This is a genomic window from Paenibacillus sp. D51F (assembly GCF_053345695.1).
Genome location: NZ_JBKFAO010000017.1, coordinates 1 through 20,820, shown reverse-complemented (window position 1 = coordinate 20,820; position 20,820 = coordinate 1). Strand labels below are relative to the sequence as shown.

Genomic DNA, 20,820 nt, shown 5'->3' with positions numbered 1-20,820 from the left:
TATTAAGCACGTAAAAAAGTTTCTGACTCAGTGAACATAATTTATAAACTGAACGTCAAAGAATAAGCAGGGATAAAAGAAAATTGGAGGTTCTATGAATAAAAGAGAGCGAATCAAATCAATTTTCTTATATGTCGTTTTCATTTTTTACATCGTTTTCTTAATTAAACTATTATTATTATCAAGAATTTCACTTTCGGAGATCTTTAATGATCAAAGGACTTTAAATAGGTCAATCAATCTTATTCCTTTTTATAGTATAAAGGAATATATACTTGGCGGTTCTGCGACTATAAAAAAATTCGCTTTTAGCAATGTGGTTGGTAATATTGTTATCCTTATTCCTCTTGGCACTTATTTGTCACTATTCAAAAAGGACACAAGAGTTATAACCAATCTGTTGGTTATATTCTTTGTGAGTTTATCTGTTGAAATCATTCAGTGGCTTTTAGGCATCGGAGCAGCTGACATTGATGACATCATTTTAAATTGTTTGGGTGGATGGATTGGTATTTTAGGGTATAAGTTTTTAGCGTTTATATTACGAAATGAGAAAAATGTACGTACTGCAATCACAATATTATCAGCTATAGGGTTGCCTGTAATATTATATATATTATTCATGGTGAATTTGAGGCTCTGAATTCCATTTAGCCTTTTTTTGGAACTTTACTCCTTCTCATGCGTTAGAAGTGGAAAGCTGAATGAAGGAAAGGGCGATGATCAATGGGCTTATTTGACGGGCTGATGGGGAATGCATCCGAGCTTGCTCCTGCCGAGGTGCAGAAGGAATTCCAGCACATGCTGGGCCGGAACGAACGCGTGGAGAAAGCCTACAAGCTGATACGAGACATGTTCCTGTTCACCGACCGCAGGCTGATCCTCATCGACAAGCAGGGACTGACCGGCAAGAAGACGGAGTACCATTCGTACCCGTACAAAAGTATCTCGCATTTCGCCGTCGAGACGGCCGGCCACTTCGATCTGGACGCCGAGCTCAAGTTCTGGGTATCCGGCAGTCCGACGCCCATTTCGAAGACATTCAACAAGTCTCTCAATATTTACGAGCTTCAGGCCGTTTTGACCGAATACGTGTGCAAATAAGCGCAAGCCCTTCGTCCTTAGGATGAAGGGCTTCCATCTTTACAGCTTCTTTGCATCCATGCTATTATTTTTTTGCAACGTTTTCGAGACGTGGCTCAGCTTGGTAGAGCGCTTGCTTCGGGAGCAAGAGGTCGCAGGTTCAAATCCTGTCGTCTCGACCATCACAACCTTTACAACCGGTGCCTGAGGCAGCGGTTTTTTTGTTGTTCCCTCCCCTCTTTTTACCAAGTGGTGTCGAATCGTCGCCATGCAGCGTTTATAATAGGGAAAAACCTTACTGATCGGAGGCGTCACATGGGACTGTTCGATTTTCTGAAAGGCCAATTCATCGAAGTGATCGAGTGGCTGGATGACACCGGCTCCATGGTCTACCGTTTCCCCGTCTACGACAATGCCATCAAAATGGGAGCCAAGCTCGTCGTGCGCGAGTCGCAGGCGGCCGTCTTCGTCAACGAAGGCCAGATCGCCGATGTTTTCGGCCCCGGCACCTATACGCTGAGCACGCAGAACATGCCGGTGCTGACTGCCCTCAAGTCGTGGAAATACGGCTTCAACTCGCCGTTCAAGGCCGACGTCTACTTCGTCAGCACGCGCAACTTCACGCAGCTCAAGTGGGGGACGTCCAACCCGGTCATCATGAGGGATGCGGAGTTCGGCATGGTGCGGCTGCGCGGCTTCGGCAACTACGCCCTGAAGGTCCATGATCCGGCGGTGTTTCTCCGGGAAATCTTCGGCACCCAAGCGACGTTCTCTGCGGAAAATGTCGGGGGCTACCTGAAATCCGTCATCGTGTCCGGAATCAGCGACCTGCTGGGCGAATCGCGGATTCCCGTCATCGATCTCGCCGCTTCATACGACGAGCTCGGCAGCGCCGCGGCCGCCAAGCTGCAGCCCCAATTCGCCTCCATGGGGCTGGGCCTCACCGCCCTCACGATCGAGAACCTGTCGCTGCCCGAAGATGTGGAGCGCGCAATCGACCGCAGATCGTCCATGGGTATCGTGGGCAATCTGGACACCTATATGAAATACCAATCCGCCGAAGCGATCCGGGAAGCGGCCAACAACCCGGACGGAGGCGCCGGCGCGGGCATCGGTCTCGGAGCCGGGATGGCGCTGGGCCAGGCGATGGGCCGGATGCTGTCGCAGCAAGGCGAGGAGAGCTCGGGCAGCGATTCTGCTGCGGGCGGAAGCCCGGCAGGAAATGGCGCCCCGGCAGGCGGCTCCACCGCAGGAGGCCCGCCGGCGAGCGATGCGCCGCAGGAATCCGGCACCGCTCCGGGAAGCAAGAAGTTCTGTTCCGAATGCGGCCAGCCGCTCGCACCCGGCGCTAAGTTCTGCTCCAACTGCGGAACCAAGGTGTAGATTCCGATGGCCGAAGAAGCAAAGGTTCCGGAGGTCATTGCTTTTCCTTGCGCCGGATGCGGGGGGCCCATGCTGTTCGATGCGGACAGCCAGCAGCTCAAATGCCAGTACTGCGGTCGATTGCAGGAAATCAAGGAAGACCGCACCCCGCCCAGCGAGCATGACCTCGAGGACGGCAGGGACGATGCCGATACGGATTGGGGCATCTCCCAGATCGCGGTCAAATGCGGCAATTGCGGCGGCGAAAGCCTCATTCCTGCCCAGCAGACGGCGACAGTATGCGTATTTTGCGGCTCGCCCAAGGTGCTGCCCCAGCCGGAGTCGGCCAGCATCCGCCCGGAATCGCTCATTCCGTTTCATGTCGACAGCGAGGCTGCGGAGGCTTCCTTCCGTGCCTGGAAGAAAAAGCGCTGGTTCCTGCCCAACGCCTTCAAACGGGAGCGCACGGCCGCCCGTCTGTCAGGAATCTATATTCCCTACTGGACGTATGATTCGGACACGGACTCCTCCTACTCCGCCCAGCGGGGCGATTATCATTACCGGACTGTGACCCGCACCCGGACCGTAGACGGCAAAACCGAGACGTATACCGAGCAGGAGCGCTACACGGTCTGGCATTACGTGAGCGGCAGCTACAGCCATTTTTTCGACGATGTGCTCATTCCCGCTTCCGGCCAGTACGACGCCAAGCTGCTGGACCGTCTCGGCGACTTCCGCCTGGACGGACTGCTCGGCTACAAGCCGGACTATCTCAGCGGTTATGTCGCCGAACGTTACTCGATCGGCCGCTCCCGGGGCTGGGAGCTGGCGAAGGATAGAATCGCCTCCTCGGTGGAAGGAGCTGTCCGCTCGCAGATCGGCGGCGACGAGATCAGCAATCTGAGCATTAGCACCCGGTACGCCGACCAGACCTACAAGCATCTCCTGCTGCCGGTATGGAACGCGACTTACACGTACAAATCCAAGCTGTACCGCTTCATGGTCAACGGACAGACCGGGCTAGTATCCGGCCACGCTCCGCGCAGTCCTTGGAAAATCGCCTTGTTTACGCTGGCTTGCCTGGCTGTCATCGCCGCAATCGTGCTGCTTGTCATGAGTCGCCAAGGATAGCGCGAAGCAGCCGGGACGCTTGATGGATAGACAAAGAGGCTTGGGGATGTGCATCCCCAAGCCTCTTTTTGGATTTATCTTATCGGCTCAGCAAGCGGTAGAGCGCCGCCGCGCTTTCCGCGCGGGTCAGCTGATCCGCCGGAGCGAAGGAGCCGTTGTCCCGTCCGCCGAGCAGTCCAAGCCCTGCGGCTGCAAGGACATCCTTCGCTGCCCAGCCGCTGATGGCGGACTGGTCCTTGAAGGAAGGAGCGGACGAATCCGACGGCAATGCCGGCACCATGCCTGCTTTGATTCCGTACGCATAAGCGTGCATCAGCATGACCGCCATTTCCTCGCGGGTGACGGATGCTCCCGGAGCGAAGGCATCATGGCCCCTGCCGCCGATGATTCCGGCCTCATAGGCGCTGCTGACGGAATCCGCATACCAGGCGTTCTCGCCTACATCCGCAAAAGGCTTGGCGCTGCCCGGCTTCAGCTCCAGAATCCGGGCGAGCATCGCGGCGAATTCTGCGCGGGTGACGGCCTTGTTCGGAGCGAACTGCTGCTCCGAGACGCCGTTCACGAACTCGCGGGCAGCCAGGAACTGGACGGCCGCTGCCGACCAATGTCCGGCAGGGAGATCGGCGAACGCGCGGCTGGCATTCAGCAGCGCATAAGCGAAGCTGCCGTCGGCCGGAACGGTCCAACTGCCGTCGGCGTCGTTCCACGTTCCGCGGACGTAGGCCCCGGTTCCGGTTCCGTCGATCCGGTATACGTTAGCCGTCTTCCCGTCCGCCGCGGAAGCCGCTTTGAAGCTCAGCTTCATGCCCTTCGCGGATACCGCCTGCTCGGAATCTCCGTTCTGAACGAGCAGTCTCGCCTGAATGGCAGAGCCGGTCGCCGCGAGGCTGCCGAATCGGCCTTGCTTCTTGAGTCCGGCCAGAAGAGCGTCCGCCTCGGTGCCGGAGATTTCATCCAGGCGGAGGACAAGGCTGCCCTTGCCTTCCGCAGCCGCTGCGGCCAACAGTTCCTGCGGCAGCACGATCGTGGTTGTGCCCTTATGGACCCGCAGCACGGAGCCTGCGGCCAGACCGGCGGCTTCTCTAGGAATCAGCACCGTCTGGACGGCCTCACCCAGCGTCACGTTCACTTCGCCGCCTGTATCCGGCTTGAGGTTGGCAGCCGAAATCGAGAAGGTGTGTCCGGCCGGCGATGGTGACGGAGAAGCGCTTGGAGCGGCCGTCGGGGACGGCGTCCAAGGCGCGCTGCTCGGACTTGGCGTTGCAGCCGGCGATTCGCTCGGCGTTGCGCTCGGCGACCCGCTCGGCGTCGCACTCGGCGATTCGCTCGGCGTTGCGCTAGGCGACTCGCTCGGCGTCGCACTCGGCGACCCGCTCGGCGTTGCGCTTGGCGACTCGCTCGGCTTCGCGCTCGGCGTCGGGCTTGGCGTCGCGCTTGGCGACTCGCTCGGCTTCGCGCTTGGCGTCGCTTCGTCCGAAGAGCGGTCAATGACGACATTGATCGTCCTGGTTGCTTGGCTCGCCCGTCCTTTATCCGTATAGAACGGCAGGTTCAGCGTCTCCTGTGTCGGCTCGATATGGAGCACGAACCGGTTCTCGCCCGGCACCAGAGGAATATTCTGCAGATACACATTGCCTTCGGCATCCATGGCGCTGTCGGCGATCGGCTGGTTGTTGATCGTGAAGGCCACGCCGTAAGGAACGTTGGCGCTAAGCGTCCAATGGTCCTCATCCGTGGAGTATCGGATGTCTTCCCCGTAAGAAATGCGCGGCTGGAGAACCATCAACGGCATGTCCACCCAGCGGAGGACGTAGTCGTCGATCACCATGCGGTTGCCGCCTTGATTGGAAATTTTAAGCTGCATGTTCGTATCGGTGGAGCTGTAGGCCCAGTTGCCCGGATCCTGAGTATCCCCGGCAAGGTGGTTATGGCTGGTGAGAGCTTCCTTGCCCCAATCGCCGCGGGCGTATTTGTACTGGATCGACTTGCCGGCCATCATCTTGAATGAATATTCCACCACGCTGCGATTCGTCGCGCCGCTCGGCACGTTCAGCTTGGTCGATGTCACGTTCCAACCGTTGAAATCGCCGGCAATGGTGATGTCATCCGTGCTGGGCGTATAATCCGGCAGATGGAGACGGAGCGTCACATCCACCATGACCAGCTTCGGCGTCACGCTCTGCTCTTCCGAGAAGCTGCGGTTGTACGCCATGTCGTAGGCCGCGACCTTGTAGCGGTAGGCCGTGTCGTTGCTCACCGTAAAGTCGGTATAGCTGCGCTTGCCGCCCGTGACCGAAGCGATCCGCTTGAACGAGCCGTCCGCTCCGGAAGCACGATAAATTTCGAAGCCATAGACGGAGTCGTCCCCGCTCGTCCAGTTCAGCACCGCCCGGCTGGACTCCACCGTAATGGCGTCCAGCGCCGGAGTGGCCGGCGCATCCGTGTCCTCATTCGGGAACACCGTGACATGGGTCGGCTCCGGGGATTCCGTCCAGTTCTCTCCGTTATCAGCGGAGAAGGCGGCATAATAGTGATACACGCCCGCTTGCAGCGGCTCGAAGGAAGCCGTGTACACCTTGTCCCCGCCAGCTCCGTCCGCCTTGAACTTCAGCGGCTTGGAAGCGGCCTCGGCCTTGGCCGAGCCGTCCGGGAAATACATCAGCTTGCCGATGAGACCGGCCGGCTGCTGTCCGTCTCCCCGGTCCGTCAGGCCGGGAGCCTTCACGGATACGGTCAGCTCGCCCGTCGTCCGGCCTACGCCGAGATAGACGTCCGCAGCGACGGTCGATACGGCCGACACTTCCGTGATGGGATAGGCCGGAGTCGCCGATACGGTCGGGCCCGGCAATCCTTCGGAAGCGCCTTGGAAGGCCGCGACGCTGTAATAGTACTTGGTTCCGTTGGTTACGGCCGTGTCGGTGAATGCCGCTTCCGTGCTCGTGCCGGCCAGCTCCAGCTTGCCGCCGTCGATCAGGGAACGGTAGACGCGGTAGCCCTCGGCGCCGTCAACGGCGCTCCAGGACAGCTCGACGCTGCCGTTGCCCGCATTGGCCAGCAGGCCGCCGACTTCCGCGACAGGCGACAGCGCGCCTTCGGAAATCATCATGACCCCGGAGAGAGCCGGCAGCGTGTATTCCAGCTTGCCTCCGGTTACGACGGCGCTGATGCCGCTGCCCAGGCCGTCGACAAGCTTCAGGCCGTCCGGCAGGTATCCCGTCACGTCGGCGGTGATTTTCTGCTCTGCATTGCCGCGGTTGATGGAGACGAGCGCGGCCTTCGTGTCGTTCTTGCGGGCGTAAGCGATGGCGTCGCCGGTGGCGTAGACCGCCTTCAGATCGCCTGTGCGCAGCACCGCCTCCGCTTCGCGGAGCTTGGCCGCCTTTTGATAGGAGTCCAGCAATCCGGCGTAGGAGCCGGTTGCCGAGTAGCTTTTGCCGGCAGGACCTTCGCTGCTCTCCACGACCCGCTCCCATGGGAACGTGCGGCGGGAATCCGGATCCTTCGTGCCCGTCACTCCCACCTCGTCGCCGTAATAGATCGTCGGCGCGCCGGGATAGCCCATCTGGAACAGAGCGACCAGCGCCTGCTGCTTGAGCGCCTTGTCATCCGCATCCTTGGCGATGACCAGATGCTCCTCCTCGTAGTTCGGGAACATCAGCTTCGTGATGGAACGCGTCGTGTCATGGGAATCCACCAGGTTGAGCATGGCCTGCCATGCCTGCTCCGGGTAATCCTCGCGGATGGATTCAAGCGTATCGTTGAAGGTTTTGGCGTCGCCGCCGATGAGGAACGCCTGCAGCGCTCCGCGGAAGCGGTAGTTCATGACGGAGTCGAATTGGTCTCCGAGCAGGTAATGGGTCGCTACGCCCCACTCCTCGCCCAAAATGATCGGATCCTCGATATCGTTGCCGCCGGCGTCCTTGAGGCCCGCCGTCGACTTGACGGCTTCGCGGAACTTCTGCCAGGTTCCGGTCGAGACATCGGGAGCGACGTCCAGCCGCCAGCCGCCGGAGCCCATCCAAGGCCAGCGCTGCGAGACGACGTCCTGCATGGCCGCTTCGGCATCCTCGGCGGATTTGCCGCTCAGATCATGGCCGATGACCGCTTCGCGGTAGCCGATATTGTTCCACTCATGCTGCTCCTCGGAGGAGCCGATCGCGTCCGCGTCGCCCGGCTGCGGCGTCTTGGCATCCATCGCCGGCAGGGAATCGTAGCCCCACCAGGCATCGTATTTGTAATGCGTGCTCGTGCTGTCCTTATCCGCCACCTTCACATTCTCCACCGTGAACCAGTCGATGAAGCCGAAGTCGGCCGGGTATTCGTAGTTCTTGCCCGTCGCGGAGTTCACCTTGCCCGTAAAGAAAGCACGGGCCTGCTGCTCGGCAGCCGCCTTGTCGAGGCTCTCTCCTTTATCTTTCGCCGCGTTTTGCAAGTCGTAGACCTTCGCCCAATACTCGTAAGCGCCGATCTCCGGATATTTGCTGTAGCGGTCGAAATAAATGCTGTCGTCGCCGACGTGGTTGAACACGCCGTCCGTAATGAGATGCATGCCCCTGGCCTTGACGGCCTTGGAGAAGTCGATGAACACTTTGTCCGACGCCTTGCGCGTCTCCTCGTAGTTGAGGCCGGAGGCCGGATCGCCAGGCGTGTTGTACACCGGCTCGCCGAACATCGGGTCCAGATGCTTGTAGTCGGTGGCATCGTATTTGTGGTTGGACGCCGCCCAAGCGACGGGATTGAGGTAGATCGCGGTCACTCCGAGAGACTGCAGGTAATCCAGCTTCATCCCGATGCCCTGGATATCCCCGCCGTAGAATTCGTTGGTCCAGGTGCCGTCCGAAGTCGCGTTCGGGTAATACGGCTTGTTTTCCGGCTTCACGCGGTCCGGATTTTCCGGCACGTCGCTCCACTGGCCCGCGACTTGTCCGGGAGCGGGGTCGTTCGCTAGGCCGCCGTCAAAGTATTGCAGAGGCAGCGATTTGATCGGAGCGTCCTTGACGGCCCGCTCCTCGTTCCGATCCCCGCGGTAGCCGTCCACCAGCTTGGCGCGGTTGTTGTCCGGATTCCCGTCGAAGAAGCGGTCCGGGAAGATCTGGTACACGACGGCGTTCTTCATCCAGTCCGGAGTCTTGAAGTCCGCTTTGTATACCGTCAGGTCGAACGGCACCGCGCCGTCCTCCATCGCGACGCCCGTTCCGCCGCGGCTGGCCGTGCCGTTCTTGTCGTCGCCGAGCTCCAGCTTGGCCGAGCCGTCGATGAGGATGAATTTATAGCCCCAGATTCCAATGCCGGTGAAGACGGATCTCGGAATGACGGCTTCCCAGTAGTCCTTGCCGTCCACAGTCGTCACCTTGCGCATTTCATGCGTCGATGCGAGACCTTCCGCATTCGTCAGCTCCACCCGCGCCATCTCCACGTCATCCTGGGCAGCCGCCACGCGGAGAGTGAGATCCGTACCGTTCTCGGCGATGGCGCCGAACGGCTTCTTGAAGGTGAGCGAGCGGCTGTCGAACTGGATCGCGTCCTTGTTGATCTTGCCGTTCGAGCCGCCGCCGGCAAGGAATGTGTCGGCCTTCAGCTTTTGATCTCCTTTGTAGTCGATGCTGAAGATGGCGTACAGATCGTCGCCTCCGACAATGTTCAGATTTTCGCCGTTTTTACCTGTCGCTCCGTAGTTCTCATCCCAGTTCGGGCCAAAGGCAACCTTGGCCTCATACCGGCCTTCAGGCAGCTGCACTTGGAGCTTGTATACGCTGCCGTCCAGGTTGTAGTCGAGGAACCGGTATGTCGCTCCGGCCGGATCCCAATCCGCGGGATCGCCGAGCTTCTTCTGCATGGTTCCGACCAGACGCGGCCATTTGTTCTCGCCCAGCGACGGAACGTATTGAGCCAGTCCATGCACCCCGGGCACCGAGATACGGGCTTGTCCGATCTCGTCGTTGACGAAGAAGGTGACCGATTCGGCTTGGTCCAGCTTCAGCTTGAAGTTTTCCCCGTTGTCGCCGAAGCCGTCCCAAGTACCGTTCTTGGTCAGCTTGAACTCATAATTGCCGGCATCGAGCGCCGCCGTATAGGCGTACAAGCCGCCGGTCAGATGCTTGAATTTCCAATTGGCGTCGGCATTGTTCCAGCCGTTCACGGTGCCGGCGACATACCAGCTGGACGTGCCGCCCGGCTGATCCTGATAGACGCTCGATGATGCTGTAGGAACAGGCGTCTCGGTGTTAGCGCTTACAATCGGAGCCTGTCCAATGCCGGCCAACAGCTGCATGACAAGCAGGCAGGCCATGACGGCGCCTATGCTGCGGTTGCGGATGATCCGCTGCCATTTCATCTTGTTTCCCCCCAGATTAGAATAGGGCCTATATAAGGCCAATGAAAATAAGTGCAAACGTTTGCGCATGATTCTATTATTTAGCATATCATTCCCTTTTTTCTTCTGTCAACGAAAAAGTAATCGCTTCCATTTTCATTGCAAGCCGATTGCTCTTTCGATATTTTACGCATGCAAAAAACCGCCTCGGGCCGAGGCGGTTCCATGGAAGGACAGAAGCCGATTCAAGCATGGCTTCAGACCTATTCTTATTTGCTGCCGGCTGAACCTTCCAATGCTGCTTCAAGCTGCTCGACCGGAATCGCATCGGTCGGAATGGCGCCCGTGAAGGCAGCCTTCTCGCCGACCTTGCTGTATGACGTCGTCGAATGCATGACGAGCTTGAGCGGACCGGATTCGCCTCCGGCATACTCGATGTTGGCGTCGACGCTCTCGTAGGCCATTTTGCCGTCCTTGACCGCCCCGAGCACCTTGACCTCGCTGAGCTTCAGCTGTTCCTTCAGCTTCTTGGACAGCTCCGATTGCGGATCTTGCAGCTGCTTCCTGCTGGTCTCCGCTTCCGCCTTGTCCATGCCGAGCGCCTTCAGGTACTGCTCGTTGCCGAGCAGCACGTCAAGCACGGCAGGAATCGCCTTCTGCGCCGCTGTCGCCTTGACATCCTCGGCATTCGAGGAGTCGATCAGGAATTGGGAGACGGAGTCCGGCTCCAGGCCTTCAGGAAGACCTTGCACGTCTTTCGCTTTCAAGCTTTTGAAGTAGGTCTTCTCTTCAAAAGGCTTGATGAAAGCCGCTCCGGCTTCCAGTATAAGCTTCTGCTGCACCGCAGGATCCAGCGCCGCGGCTTGCTCGCCCTGCTCCTCGGCCAGCTTGTCCGTATCGATGACGACATACTTGTCCGCCAGCTGCGCGGTCGCAGGCAGGGCCGGAATCGACGGAACCTTCACATACAGTTTGTTGCCGGTCATGATGATCGGCAGCGTCAGATTCATTTGGGGATTGCCGGGAAGCGCCAGCTGGACATTGGCGTCCGTGCGCATCGGATCCTTTTGGTAGACGCCGTCCATCGTTATGTTCATTCCCTTCAGCAGGCTGGCGGCTTCGCCGGATGTTGCGCCGGCAGCGCGGCTGGAAGGGAGCTGAAGATCGTCAAATTTAACGGTCGAGTGGAAAGCATAAGATGAAGCCGCTGCGATGCTTGCAAGGGCGGATTCTAGCTCTGCCTTCGGAGATGGGGATTTGCTGCATCCGGCGGCCGCTACAAGCGCCGCAGCGGACAGGACTGCCAGCGTTTGCTTCCAGGGCCGGTTTTTCGCTTTCAATGTATTTCCTCCTTTGAATCATGCGTGAAATCTACTCTTTGTATTCTACCATTGTCGATGGGAATTGAATAAGGGGGAGAACAAGTAATCAAAAAAATTATTCGATTCGAATAATAATCTGCATATGGAAAAAACCGCTCCCGCAGTACGGGAACGGCCTCGATCCCACCCTCTGTTCCTTCCGGCTCAACCGCCTTCGGGATTGTGATGGTCGACATGATTGCGGTTTTTGACCGTCTTGCTGCCCGACATCGGCTGCTGCGGCTGTCCATGGTCCCGGTCGCGGGATGCCTTGCGGTCTTCATCCGGATTCGGAACCGGAATGCTGTCCGGCTTGCTCATCGGCTTCTCCTCCTTTTGCTGTCTAAGGTCAGGTCAATTGATGATCCAGATCGGTCTCGTCCTCATGGTTCAGGTTGTCCTGATGCCTGCGGTCCTCCGACTGGCGCTGCAGCTGGTTGGCATTATGCGCGTTCACCGGCTCCAGTTCAAGATCCTTGGCCACATTCTGCAGGTTTTTATCCGGTCCTTTTTGCTTCGTCAAGCTCCATCACCCTTTGCATTAGACTTTGGTCAAGCGATGCAGCGCCTGGGCGCATTCATGCAGATGCCGGATATAGTCGGCTACCTGCTCCTGAACGAGCTCCTTGCGTTCGTCGATCGTCTGCTTGTCCTGGTCGACATCGATCAGCGTCACCTTCACTTCCCGGCTGTCGACATACGTGACCTTGAAATCATACGAGTACATCTGGTGCCCGGCGCCGAAGATCGTGACGCGCAGCGAGCGCGGATCCTCTTCATCGGCATGGACTTCACAGCGGTCGGTCTCATTCATCGTTGTCGGGAGCGTTTCGTTCCAGGCCTCGACCAAGCGGGACTGGTCCAGCAGAAGCATATCGGGATTGCTCATTGGCCTTCCACCTCCATCCCGTAGGTTGCATCGAAATCAGGTTTTCTATGCCTCGACGCAGCCTGATGCGGCGCATGACGAAGATGCCTCGCAAGATGCTCCCTGGCGGCTGAACGACGAGCTGCTCCGGTCGCCGCAAAAACAAAAAAAGCCCGGACATTCCTGTCCCGGCTTGAGCTTTAGTTGAAATGAAATGGCGGAGAGAGTGGGATTCGAACCCACGTGGGCTTGCACCCTAACGGTTTTCAAGACCGCCCCGTTATGACCGCTTCGGTATCTCTCCATCGTTCAATACCTGAGCATTGTACCATAGCCGTTTCCCTCTAGGCAACCGATCCAAGGGAAAAAAAGCGCCATCCCTCGAAGGAGTGGCGCTTCAAAGCATAAGAATCAACCGCGAGGACCGATAACCTCGATGCCGCCCATGTAAGGACGAAGCACCTCAGGCACGAGAATCGTTCCGTCGGCTTGCTGATAGTTCTCCAGGACTGCGGCGACCGTACGGCCTACCGCAAGACCGGAACCGTTCAGCGTATGCACGAATTCCGGCTTGCTCTTGGCGTCGCGCTTGAAGCGGATTCCGGCACGGCGGGCCTGGAAGTCCTCGCAGTTGGAGCAGGAAGAGATTTCGCGGTACGTATCGGCGCTTGGAAGCCATACCTCGAGATCATAAGTCTTCGCGGCCGAGAAGCCCATGTCGCCGGTGCAAAGCTGCAGCACGCGGTAGGGAAGGCCCAGCAGCTGCAGCACGCGCTCGGCGTTCTGCGTCATGGACTCCAGCTCGTCATAGGACTCCTCGGGCTTGGCCAGCTTCACGAGCTCCACCTTGTTGAACTGATGCTGGCGAATCAGGCCGCGCGTGTCCCGTCCTGCCGCTCCGGCTTCGGAACGGAAGCAGGCGCTGAAAGCGACGAAACGCTTCGGAAGGTCATCCGCGGCAAGAATTTCTTCCCGGTGCAGGTTCGTTACCGAAACCTCCGCCGTCGGGATCAGATAGTACTCGCTGTCCTTGATCTTGAACAGATCTTCTTCGAACTTCGGCAGCTGGCCGGTTCCGACCAGGCTGTCGCGGTTCACGATCTGCGGAGGCAGCACCTCGGAGTAGCCGTGCTGGTCGCTGTGCAGATCCATCATGAAGTTGAGGAGAGCACGCTCCAGACGTGCGCCGAGACCGGTGTAGAAGACGAACCGGGAGCCGGTTACCTTGGCCGCGCGCTCGAAGTCGAGAAGGCCGAGTCCTTCGGCCAGATCCCAATGGGCCTTCGGCTCGAACTCATAGGTGCGGGGCTCGCCATGACGACGGATCTCGACGTTGTCTTCCTCGCCGCCGCCGACCGGCACGCTTTCATTCGGCATGTTCGGAATCGCGAGCAGAAGAGCTTCAAGCTCCTCGTCAAGCACGCGCAGCTCTTCGTCGAGCTCCTTGATCCGGTCGCCGACCTCGCGCATCTCCACGATGAGGGCTTCGGCGTCGCCGCCGCTTTTCTTCAGCTTGGCTACTTCCTGAGACACCGTGTTGCGGCGGTTCTTCAGCGTTTCGCCTTCCTGCAGAATTCCGCGGCGCTTCGCGTCCAGCTCCGGGAAGGAAGAGATCAGATCCAGCGGTTTCTTGCGGTCGGTCAGCGCTTTGGCTACCCGGTCATATTCATTTCTAAGCAGTCGAACGTCAAGCACGGTCGGGGCACCCCTCTCTGATTCTTGAAAAAAACAGACATCAGGGCGGACGTTGTAACGTCCACCCTGACGGATTGATTATCGCTTCACCTGCGCCGCTTCTTGAACCATGCTCGCAAAATAGGCGTGCAGGCTGTAATCATCGGTAAGCTCCGGATGGAACGATGCCGCCAGCATCGTTCCTTCGCGTGCAGCGACAATCTCGCCGTTATGCGTCGAGAGAACCTCGACGCCGCTGCCTACCTCGCCGATCAATGGAGCGCGGATGAACACGGCACGCACCGGATTGTCGATGCCTTGGATGGCGAGCTCCGTCTCGAAGCTTTCGCGCTGGCGGCCGAATGCGTTCCGTACGACAGTCATGTCCATCAAGCCGAGATGAGGCTCCTCGCCCCCTTCGATCGTCTTGGCCAAGACGATAAGCCCCGCGCAGGTTCCGAACAGCGGCTTGCCCGCCTCATGGAACTCCCGCAGCGCTTCGATGAAGCCGTACTTGCGCATCAGCTTGCCGATGGTCGTGCTCTCGCCGCCAGGGATGACAAGCCCGTCCAGCTGCTCCAGATCCTCGACTCGCTTGACCGCGACCGCTTCCGCGCCGGCAGCCTGGAGACTGCGGATATGCTCTGCTACGGCGCCCTGCAGCGCCAGTACACCGATCTTCTGGGTCATTTCGCTAAGGCCTTCTTTCTTTCTGCCGCTGCAGCCGCTTACCAGCCGCGGTCGGACATGCGCTCATGCGGCGCCAGCTTGGAGATCTCGATGCCCTTCATCGCGCCGCCGAGGTTTTTGGATACTTCGGCGATCAGCTTGTAGTCCGTATAGTGAGTCGTCGCTTCCACGATGGCGCGGGCGAATTTCTCCGGGTTGTCGGACTTGAAGATGCCGGAGCCGACGAATACGCCGTCAGCGCCCAGATGCATCATCAGAGCTGCGTCGGATGGCGTAGCCACGCCGCCTGCAGCGAAGTTGACGACCGGCAGCTTGCCCGTCTCGTGCACGTCGAGCAGCAGCTCGTAGTTGACGCCAAGGTTTTTGGCTTCCGCATACAGCTCGTCCTTGGACAGGCCTTTGATCTTGCGGATCTGGCCCGTGATCAAGCGCATGTGGCGAACGGCTTCAACGATGTTGCCCGTTCCCGGCTCGCCCTTGGTACGCATCATCGATGCGCCTTCCTGGATGCGGCGCAGAGCCTCGCCCAGATCCTTGGCTCCGCATACGAACGGAACCGTGAATTCGCGCTTGTCGATATGGAACACTTCGTCGGCCGGCGTGAGCACTTCGCTCTCGTCGATATAGTCGGCGCCGAGCGCTTCCAGCACGCGTGCTTCCACATAGTGGCCGATGCGGGCTTTGGCCATGACCGGGATGGAAACGACCTTCATCACCTCTTCGAGGACGGTCGGGTCCGCCATGCGGGCAACGCCGCCTGCCGCGCGGATATCCGAAGGCACGCGCTCAAGAGCCATGACTGCCGTAGCGCCAGCCGCTTCGGCGATCTTGGCCTGCTCCGCGTTCATGACGTCCATGATGACGCCGCCTTTTTGCATTTCCGCCATACCTCGTTTAACTCGCGATGTTCCTGTTTCCAACATGGTCTGAAAGCCTCCTATAGTCTGTTCGCCCAAGACAGGGCGATGACAACTTTTCCGAGTTGATTATCCCAAATTCTATCATGTACGCCAAGCGGCGACAACTCATGCATGAAACTTGCTGCAGGAAAGCCATAGGAGCAAGTGCCCGCTCACGAGGCTCTTCTGGCAGACACCTGACACCTTTGAGGTTGTCCTTGCAGACAGCTCGACCAGCTTAACCGATCGCGGGCAGCCTGGTCGTTGCTGGCCTGCTGCTATTTACCCGTCCGGTTAGAACAAATCCACGATGCCCTTGAACAGCCCGGAGAAAAATCCTCCGATGCCGCGCAGCATCAGCTTGAACCAGCCGGCCTTCTCCACGCCTTCGGCTGCGATCAGATTGATTTCTTTCGTAACCGCAGTGCCGGTGTCGGCATCCGTATACTTATACGTAACCGTTCCGATCTTCTGTCCCTGTGCGACCGGAGCGACAAGCTCGCCCGCCTTGGGGATCGACGTGGCAATGATCTTCGGCTCGACTGCCGCGCCTTTCTTCACCATGAGCGTGAAGTCGGATTCCGTCACCAGGCCGACGGTTTTTTCTTTGCCTTTTGTTATTGTAGCCTCCGCGGCGGATTCTACTACGGTTTTCGGCTGAACGATCGTTTTGCGCTCCAGGTTGCTGAACGCCCAGTCGTACAGCTTGCGCGTCTCGAGGAAACGGGCGCCTTTGGTCTTGGTATGGTACACGACGCTGATCAGGCGGGTGTCGCCGCGCTTGACCGTTCCCGTGAAGCAATACCCGGCTGCGCTGAGGTAACCTGTCTTCATGCCGTCCACGCCGTCATAGACATACTGCTTGAAGTTGGTGTTGCCCTTGTTGCCTTCAAGCATCCAGTCGTTGTTGATCATCGGCTTGGCGTCCCGTTCGCGGAATTTCACGGAAGGAATCTTGGAGTAGTCGAGGAACTCCGGGGTTTCCTTCAAAATGATCATGGCGAGCTTGGCCATATCCTTGGCCGCGATGACGGTCGTGTCGAGAAGCCCTGTCGCGCTCGTGAATTGAGCCGTCTTGAGGCCGAGCTCCTGAGCCTTGGCATTCATCTCGGTGACGAAGCCGGCCTCGGATCCTCCCAGGAAGGAAGCCAGCGCGACAGTCGCATCATTGGCAGACGCGACCGACATAGCGGTGTACAGTTCCTTGACCGTATGGGTATCTCCTTCCGCCAGATAGATCTGGGATCCGTCCTTCGGCGTGCTTGCCGCTTCATTGCTGACCGATATTTCCTGATCCCACTTCAGCTTGCCGCTTTTGACGGCGCTGAGAACCATATATTCCGTCATCATCTTGGTCATGCTTGCCGGAGGCAGGGGCTTGTCTATGTTATAGGAATAGAGCACTTGACCCGTGTCGGCATCGATCAGGATGGCGGCGTCGGCAGCCAGGCCAAGCGGATTTTCCTTGCTGACTGCCGGGGCGTTGCTGCTGCTCGTATTGGGCGCCGCGGATGCCGCGGGAGTAATAGCCGGAGCGATATAAGAGCCTGTAATGAGAGTAGCCGCCACGATGGCGGAGACAACCGGCTTCACGAGAGCCGGGGCGAATCTTGCTTTCAACTTTGTTCTCTCCTTCACCATGGATTAATCAGGTTTCATTGTACCATACCGTTAACGAGGCGGGGGATGTTTTTGCTTTATCCGACATGCAAAAAGAGCAGTCCGCGCGCGGCGCGGACTGCTTCTTAGAAAAATCTAATCCTTGGTCTTAGAGCGAATAGTTCGGGGCTTCCTTCGTGATCTGCACGTCATGCGGATGGCTCTCCCGAAGTCCCGCGCCCGTGATGCGAATGAACGAGGTATCGTTCTTGAGCTCTTCTATGTTCGCCGTTCCGCAATAGCCCATTCCTGCGCGAAGACCGCCGATCAGCTGATGGACCGTATCGGCCAGCGGCCCTTTGTAAGGCAAGCGGCCTTCGATGCCTTCCGGTACGAGCTTGTTCTCGTTCTCCTGGAAGTAGCGGTCCTTGCTGCCTTCCTTCATCGCTCCTAGCGAGCCCATGCCGCGATAAACCTTGAAGCGGCGGCCCTGGTAGATCTCCGATTCGCCCGGGCTTTCTTCCGTACCGGCAAACAGGCTGCCGATCATGATCGCGCTGGCGCCGGCTGCGATCGCTTTGGTGATGTCGCCGGAGTACTTGATGCCGCCGTCGGCGATGACCGGCACGTTGTATTCGCGTGCTGCCGTCGCGCAGTCATAAATCGCCGTTACCTGCGGCACGCCGATGCCGGCGATGACGCGCGTCGTACAGATGGAACCAGGACCGATGCCGACTTTGACTACCGAGGCTCCAGCTTCGATCAGGTCTCTCGTCGCTTCAGCCGTCGCGACGTTGCCCGCGATGATCGTCAGCTCTGGATAAATGCTCCGCAAATTGCGGACGGCTTCGATAATATTAATATGATGCCCGTGCGCGGAGTCCACGACCAGGACGTCGATGCCTGCTTCTACAAGTGCCGCAGCGCGCTCTTCCGTGTCCTTGGAGATGCCGACGGCAGCTCCGCATAACAGCCTGCCTTGCTTGTCCTTGGCAGCGCTCGGGAATTGAATCGCTTTTTCGATGTCTTTGATCGTGATGAGGCCTTTAAGCGTATTCGTCTCGTCTACGAGCGGCAGCTTCTCGATCTTATGCTTCTGAAGCAGAACTTCCGCTTCTTGCAGCGTCGTTCCCACAGGAGCCGTTACCAGCTCTTCGTGAGTCATCACTTCTTTGATCTTCATGGAGTAATCATGCACGAAACGAAGGTCGCGGTTGGTCAAAATGCCGACCAGCTTGCCTTCTTCGTTGACAATCGGTACGCCGGAAATGCGGTATTTGCCCATCAACTCTTCCGCGTCGTACACATGATGCTCGGGAGTCAGGGAGAACGGGTTCGTAATGACGCCGCTCTCGGAGCGCTTGACGCGGTCGACCTCTTCCGCCTGCTGGGCGATCGTCATGTTCTTGTGAATGATGCCGATGCCGCCTTCTCTCGCCAGCGCGATCGCCAAGGCAGCCTCCGTTACGGTATCCATGCCCGCGCTGATCAGCGGGATGTTCAGCTTGACGTTCTCGCTCAGCTGGGTACCGACCTGGACTGCGCGCGGCAGCACCTCCGAGCGGCGGGGTACAAGCAGCACATCGTCGAACGTGAGGCCTTCTTTAGCGAATTTCGATTCCCACACGAATGATTTCCTCCTATTTGTTATGGCTTGCCGAAATATATTATTGACCATCTTAGCAGAGGGGTATAGGGCTGTCAACCTAGCGGAATCTTGCTTTCATAGTCATTTTCAGAGGTGCTTCCACCTCTTTCCATACCTTGTGTCTCTTGGAGTAAGTCTGCAGCGGCAGGTGCTGTCCATGCTTGCCCTTCAACCTTGACGGATGCTGATATCCTTGCTTGCTGTACTTCAACCTTGACGGATGCTGATCATCCTTGCTTGCTGTACTTCAACCTTGACGGATGCTGATCATCCTTGCTTGCTGTACTTCAACCTTGACGGATGCTGATCATCCTTGCTTGCCGTAAATGCCATTCCCTCTTCTCTTCGCCTAACGTTGCCAATTAAGATGACGAAGTTAAAGGATAGATGCAGCGCGGACTCCAGAGCAGATATTGATCGACTCCTGCTTCGCGGGCGGCCCGAATCTGCTCCCGGATTTCCTTCTCTCCATAGGCAAGGTGAGGATGCAGCCATGTCGCCGTAAAGCTTTGCAGCCAAGGCCTGATCTGAGCGGGCTTGATTCCGCTCTGGATCAGATAGCGGTTGCGGGCGGCGGCGTCGCTCATCGCTTTCCGGATGACAGCGGACGGATCCAGATCGGGCTGTGGAATACCATACATACCCGCCGAGTAATGGGAAGGATAGACCATCGGCGAGATGGCATCCACGCTCGAAGCTACCGAACGCCATGTCTGACCGATCCCCATATCATCCGATGAGGATGTAACCAGGCCGAATACATCCGCCGATATCGGCTTTCCATGCAGCTTGTCCCGCGCGCGGCCGAGGAATTGCCCGATCGCTTCCGGCTTCGTTGTCCCGTGCGAGCCGTAATCAATGACCGCATCTGCCCGCTTTCCATTGGCGGGAAAGCGGACGTAATCGAATTGAATCTCATCAAATCCCAGCTCGGCGGCTTCCTGGGCGATCGCGATATTATAATTCCAGACCTCGCTTCGATAAGGGTTGATCCAGGCCTTACCCTTTGAATCCTTCCATACCTTGCCGCTCCGCTCATGCAAAGCCCATTCCGGTACACGGCTGGCCAGCCAGGCATCCTTGAAAACGACGAGCCTGCCGATGACGTAAAGCCCTTCGGCGTGAAGCTCCTCGATCAATTGCCTGGGCTGAGCCATAAGGGGCCTGCGATCGGCTCCAATTCGATGGGCCAGCCGCAATTTGGAAGGATACGTCAGCAAGCCGTAATCATCTTTGACATCGATGACCATGGCATTGATTTCTGTCCGCTTCGCCAGATCGCGAAGCTTTCCCATCGCCTTCGGGCTTCCTGCTGCGTATCCGGATACATAGATGCCTCTGACTGGTTCGGCAACAGGCCCTTTGACTGAATCCGCCCGCTCTCCGAGTCCGGTCGGCTCTTTCGTGCCGGCTGCCACGGCTGTACTACTGACTGCGAAAGGTTCCTTAAGCATCACTAAAGGATTTTCAGCAACCGCATGGGCATGGTCAGCCTGCTTTTCGAGATCATCCGAATGCTTCTTCTCGATACCAGTGCTCCAGCCTTGGTTGGAAGCCGTCAGCATATGCGCTCCGGGTGCGATTCCATTGCCTTGGGGGATGGCAAGCCCCAATATCATGATCCCGGCTGTGGCCAGCGCGACTCGAATGCTTCGATTCCCCTTCATCCGCTTCACCTCCAATGTCCGATTTGGTGTTGATTAGTATGAGCGGATTGAAGGGAAATAATCGGGAAAAGACGGTTATCCGAAAAGTGCATCTATCCAAAATACATGCGCCTGTTCTGAATATACAAAAAAAAAGCCTGACCGGCGATTGCTCGCGGATCAGGCTTCTCTCTGTGCTTGGCGACGTCCTACTCTCCCAGGACCCTGCGGTCCAAGTACCATCGGCGCTGGAAGGCTTAACGGTCGTGTTCGGGATGGGTACGCGTGGTTCCCTTCCGCCATCGCCACCAAACGATGAAGAAATCTTGCTTGAAAGAGGTTTGCTCTTTCAAAACTGACAACGAGTGAGGGACAAGCCGGTTGGAATCTTGCGATTCCGATTTGAAACCCGAGGGTTTCTCGTGAGGCATCTGGCGATGCCTCGGTTTTGAATGCTTCCGTTGCAGGAAGCGATTCTCCATAGAAAGGAGGTGATCCAGCCGCACCTTCCGATACGGCTACCTTGTTACGACTTCACCCCAATCA

At 57.9% G+C, this 20,820-nt stretch carries 15 protein-coding genes, 2 tRNA genes and 2 rRNA genes; 5 read left to right on the top strand and 14 right to left on the bottom strand.

The annotated features are described in order from the left end of the window. The first annotated feature begins 94 nt into the window (after nucleotides 1–94). From ACLBWT_RS21140 to ACLBWT_RS21120, 5 genes are all read left to right on the top strand, one after another. A complete protein-coding gene (locus ACLBWT_RS21140) occupies nucleotides 95–643 on the top strand; it encodes a VanZ family protein (protein WP_447665099.1) in 549 nt (182 codons plus the stop codon). 83 nt (nucleotides 644–726) lie between these two features. Next, nucleotides 727–1,104 (top strand): PH domain-containing protein, encoded by a 378-nt coding sequence (locus ACLBWT_RS21135; protein WP_447665098.1) that lies wholly within the window; start codon nucleotides 727–729, stop codon nucleotides 1,102–1,104. An 84-nt stretch (nucleotides 1,105–1,188) separates the two neighbouring features. Then, nucleotides 1,189–1,265: transfer RNA gene (locus ACLBWT_RS21130), tRNA-Pro, on the top strand. 133 nt (nucleotides 1,266–1,398) lie between these two features. Then, entirely contained in the window at nucleotides 1,399–2,466 is a 1,068-nt protein-coding gene (locus tag ACLBWT_RS21125; protein WP_447665097.1) for an SPFH domain-containing protein, read from the top strand. 6 nt (nucleotides 2,467–2,472) lie between these two features. After that, nucleotides 2,473–3,576, top strand: a complete 1,104-nt coding sequence (locus ACLBWT_RS21120) for a hypothetical protein (protein ID WP_447665096.1) — start codon at nucleotides 2,473–2,475, stop codon at nucleotides 3,574–3,576. A gap of 79 nt (nucleotides 3,577–3,655) precedes the next feature. Here the strand turns inward: ACLBWT_RS21120 and ACLBWT_RS21115 are convergent, their stop codons facing one another. From ACLBWT_RS21115 to ACLBWT_RS21050, 14 genes are all read right to left on the bottom strand, one after another. Continuing rightward, nucleotides 3,656–9,910, bottom strand: a complete 6,255-nt coding sequence (locus ACLBWT_RS21115) for an alpha-amylase family glycosyl hydrolase (protein WP_447665095.1) — start codon at nucleotides 9,908–9,910, stop codon at nucleotides 3,656–3,658. 248 nt (nucleotides 9,911–10,158) lie between these two features. Next, nucleotides 10,159–11,229: a hypothetical protein gene (locus ACLBWT_RS21110; protein ID WP_447665094.1), complete on the bottom strand. Its 1,071-nt coding sequence runs from the start codon at nucleotides 11,227–11,229 to the stop codon at nucleotides 10,159–10,161. 186 nt (nucleotides 11,230–11,415) lie between these two features. After that, nucleotides 11,416–11,571: a small acid-soluble spore protein P gene (locus ACLBWT_RS21105; RefSeq protein ID WP_076359616.1), complete on the bottom strand. Its 156-nt coding sequence runs from the start codon at nucleotides 11,569–11,571 to the stop codon at nucleotides 11,416–11,418. 28 nt (nucleotides 11,572–11,599) lie between these two features. After that, nucleotides 11,600–11,773, bottom strand: coding sequence for a hypothetical protein (locus ACLBWT_RS21100; RefSeq protein ID WP_447665093.1), 174 nt, complete (start codon nucleotides 11,771–11,773; stop codon nucleotides 11,600–11,602). An 18-nt stretch (nucleotides 11,774–11,791) separates the two neighbouring features. Further along, nucleotides 11,792–12,139: a hypothetical protein gene (locus tag ACLBWT_RS21095; protein ID WP_076359617.1), complete on the bottom strand. Its 348-nt coding sequence runs from the start codon at nucleotides 12,137–12,139 to the stop codon at nucleotides 11,792–11,794. Nucleotides 12,140–12,333: 194 nt separating this feature from the next. Continuing rightward, nucleotides 12,334–12,422 (bottom strand) — tRNA-Ser (locus tag ACLBWT_RS21090). A gap of 107 nt (nucleotides 12,423–12,529) precedes the next feature. Next, nucleotides 12,530–13,813: a serine--tRNA ligase gene (gene serS / locus ACLBWT_RS21085; RefSeq protein ID WP_447665092.1), complete on the bottom strand. Its 1,284-nt coding sequence runs from the start codon at nucleotides 13,811–13,813 to the stop codon at nucleotides 12,530–12,532. Nucleotides 13,814–13,891: 78 nt separating this feature from the next. Continuing rightward, nucleotides 13,892–14,482, bottom strand: a complete 591-nt coding sequence (pdxT, locus tag ACLBWT_RS21080; RefSeq protein ID WP_447665091.1) for a pyridoxal 5'-phosphate synthase glutaminase subunit PdxT — start codon at nucleotides 14,480–14,482, stop codon at nucleotides 13,892–13,894. Between the two features lie 38 nt (nucleotides 14,483–14,520). After that, nucleotides 14,521–15,405, bottom strand: coding sequence for a pyridoxal 5'-phosphate synthase lyase subunit PdxS (pdxS, locus tag ACLBWT_RS21075; RefSeq protein WP_200801164.1), 885 nt, complete (start codon nucleotides 15,403–15,405; stop codon nucleotides 14,521–14,523). A gap of 270 nt (nucleotides 15,406–15,675) precedes the next feature. After that, entirely contained in the window at nucleotides 15,676–17,001 is a 1,326-nt protein-coding gene (locus tag ACLBWT_RS21070; protein ID WP_447665090.1) for a D-alanyl-D-alanine carboxypeptidase family protein, read from the bottom strand. A gap of 148 nt (nucleotides 17,002–17,149) precedes the next feature. Then, nucleotides 17,150–18,607: an IMP dehydrogenase gene (gene guaB / locus ACLBWT_RS21065; RefSeq protein WP_447665089.1), complete on the bottom strand. Its 1,458-nt coding sequence runs from the start codon at nucleotides 18,605–18,607 to the stop codon at nucleotides 17,150–17,152. Nucleotides 18,608–18,990: 383 nt separating this feature from the next. After that, nucleotides 18,991–20,295, bottom strand: a complete 1,305-nt coding sequence (locus ACLBWT_RS21060) for a putative glycoside hydrolase (RefSeq protein ID WP_447665088.1) — start codon at nucleotides 20,293–20,295, stop codon at nucleotides 18,991–18,993. A 175-nt stretch (nucleotides 20,296–20,470) separates the two neighbouring features. Beyond that, nucleotides 20,471–20,587 (bottom strand): 5S ribosomal RNA (gene rrf, locus ACLBWT_RS21055). Between the two features lie 171 nt (nucleotides 20,588–20,758). Then, nucleotides 20,759–20,820: ribosomal RNA gene (locus ACLBWT_RS21050) — 16S ribosomal RNA — on the bottom strand; the annotation flags it as partial.

Bases quoted from the DNA above. Each gene is read 5' to 3' on its own strand.
- pdxT (WP_447665091.1), bottom strand. From the start codon at position 14,482: ATGACCCAGAAGATCGGTGTACTGGCGCTGCAGGGCGCCGTAGCAGAG.
- ACLBWT_RS21060 (WP_447665088.1), bottom strand. From the start codon at position 20,295: ATGAAGGGGAATCGAAGCATTCGAGTCGCGCTGGCCACAGCCGGGATC.
- ACLBWT_RS21140 (WP_447665099.1), top strand. From the start codon at position 95: ATGAATAAAAGAGAGCGAATCAAATCAATTTTCTTATATGTCGTTTTC.
- ACLBWT_RS21115 (WP_447665095.1), bottom strand. From the start codon at position 9,910: ATGAAATGGCAGCGGATCATCCGCAACCGCAGCATAGGCGCCGTCATG.
- ACLBWT_RS21135 (WP_447665098.1), top strand. From the start codon at position 727: ATGGGCTTATTTGACGGGCTGATGGGGAATGCATCCGAGCTTGCTCCT.
- ACLBWT_RS21105 (WP_076359616.1), bottom strand. From the start codon at position 11,571: ATGAGCAAGCCGGACAGCATTCCGGTTCCGAATCCGGATGAAGACCGC.
- ACLBWT_RS21125 (WP_447665097.1), top strand. From the start codon at position 1,399: ATGGGACTGTTCGATTTTCTGAAAGGCCAATTCATCGAAGTGATCGAG.
- ACLBWT_RS21120 (WP_447665096.1), top strand. From the start codon at position 2,473: ATGGCCGAAGAAGCAAAGGTTCCGGAGGTCATTGCTTTTCCTTGCGCC.
- ACLBWT_RS21095 (WP_076359617.1), bottom strand. From the start codon at position 12,139: ATGAGCAATCCCGATATGCTTCTGCTGGACCAGTCCCGCTTGGTCGAG.
- pdxS (WP_200801164.1), bottom strand. From the start codon at position 15,405: ATGTTGGAAACAGGAACATCGCGAGTTAAACGAGGTATGGCGGAAATG.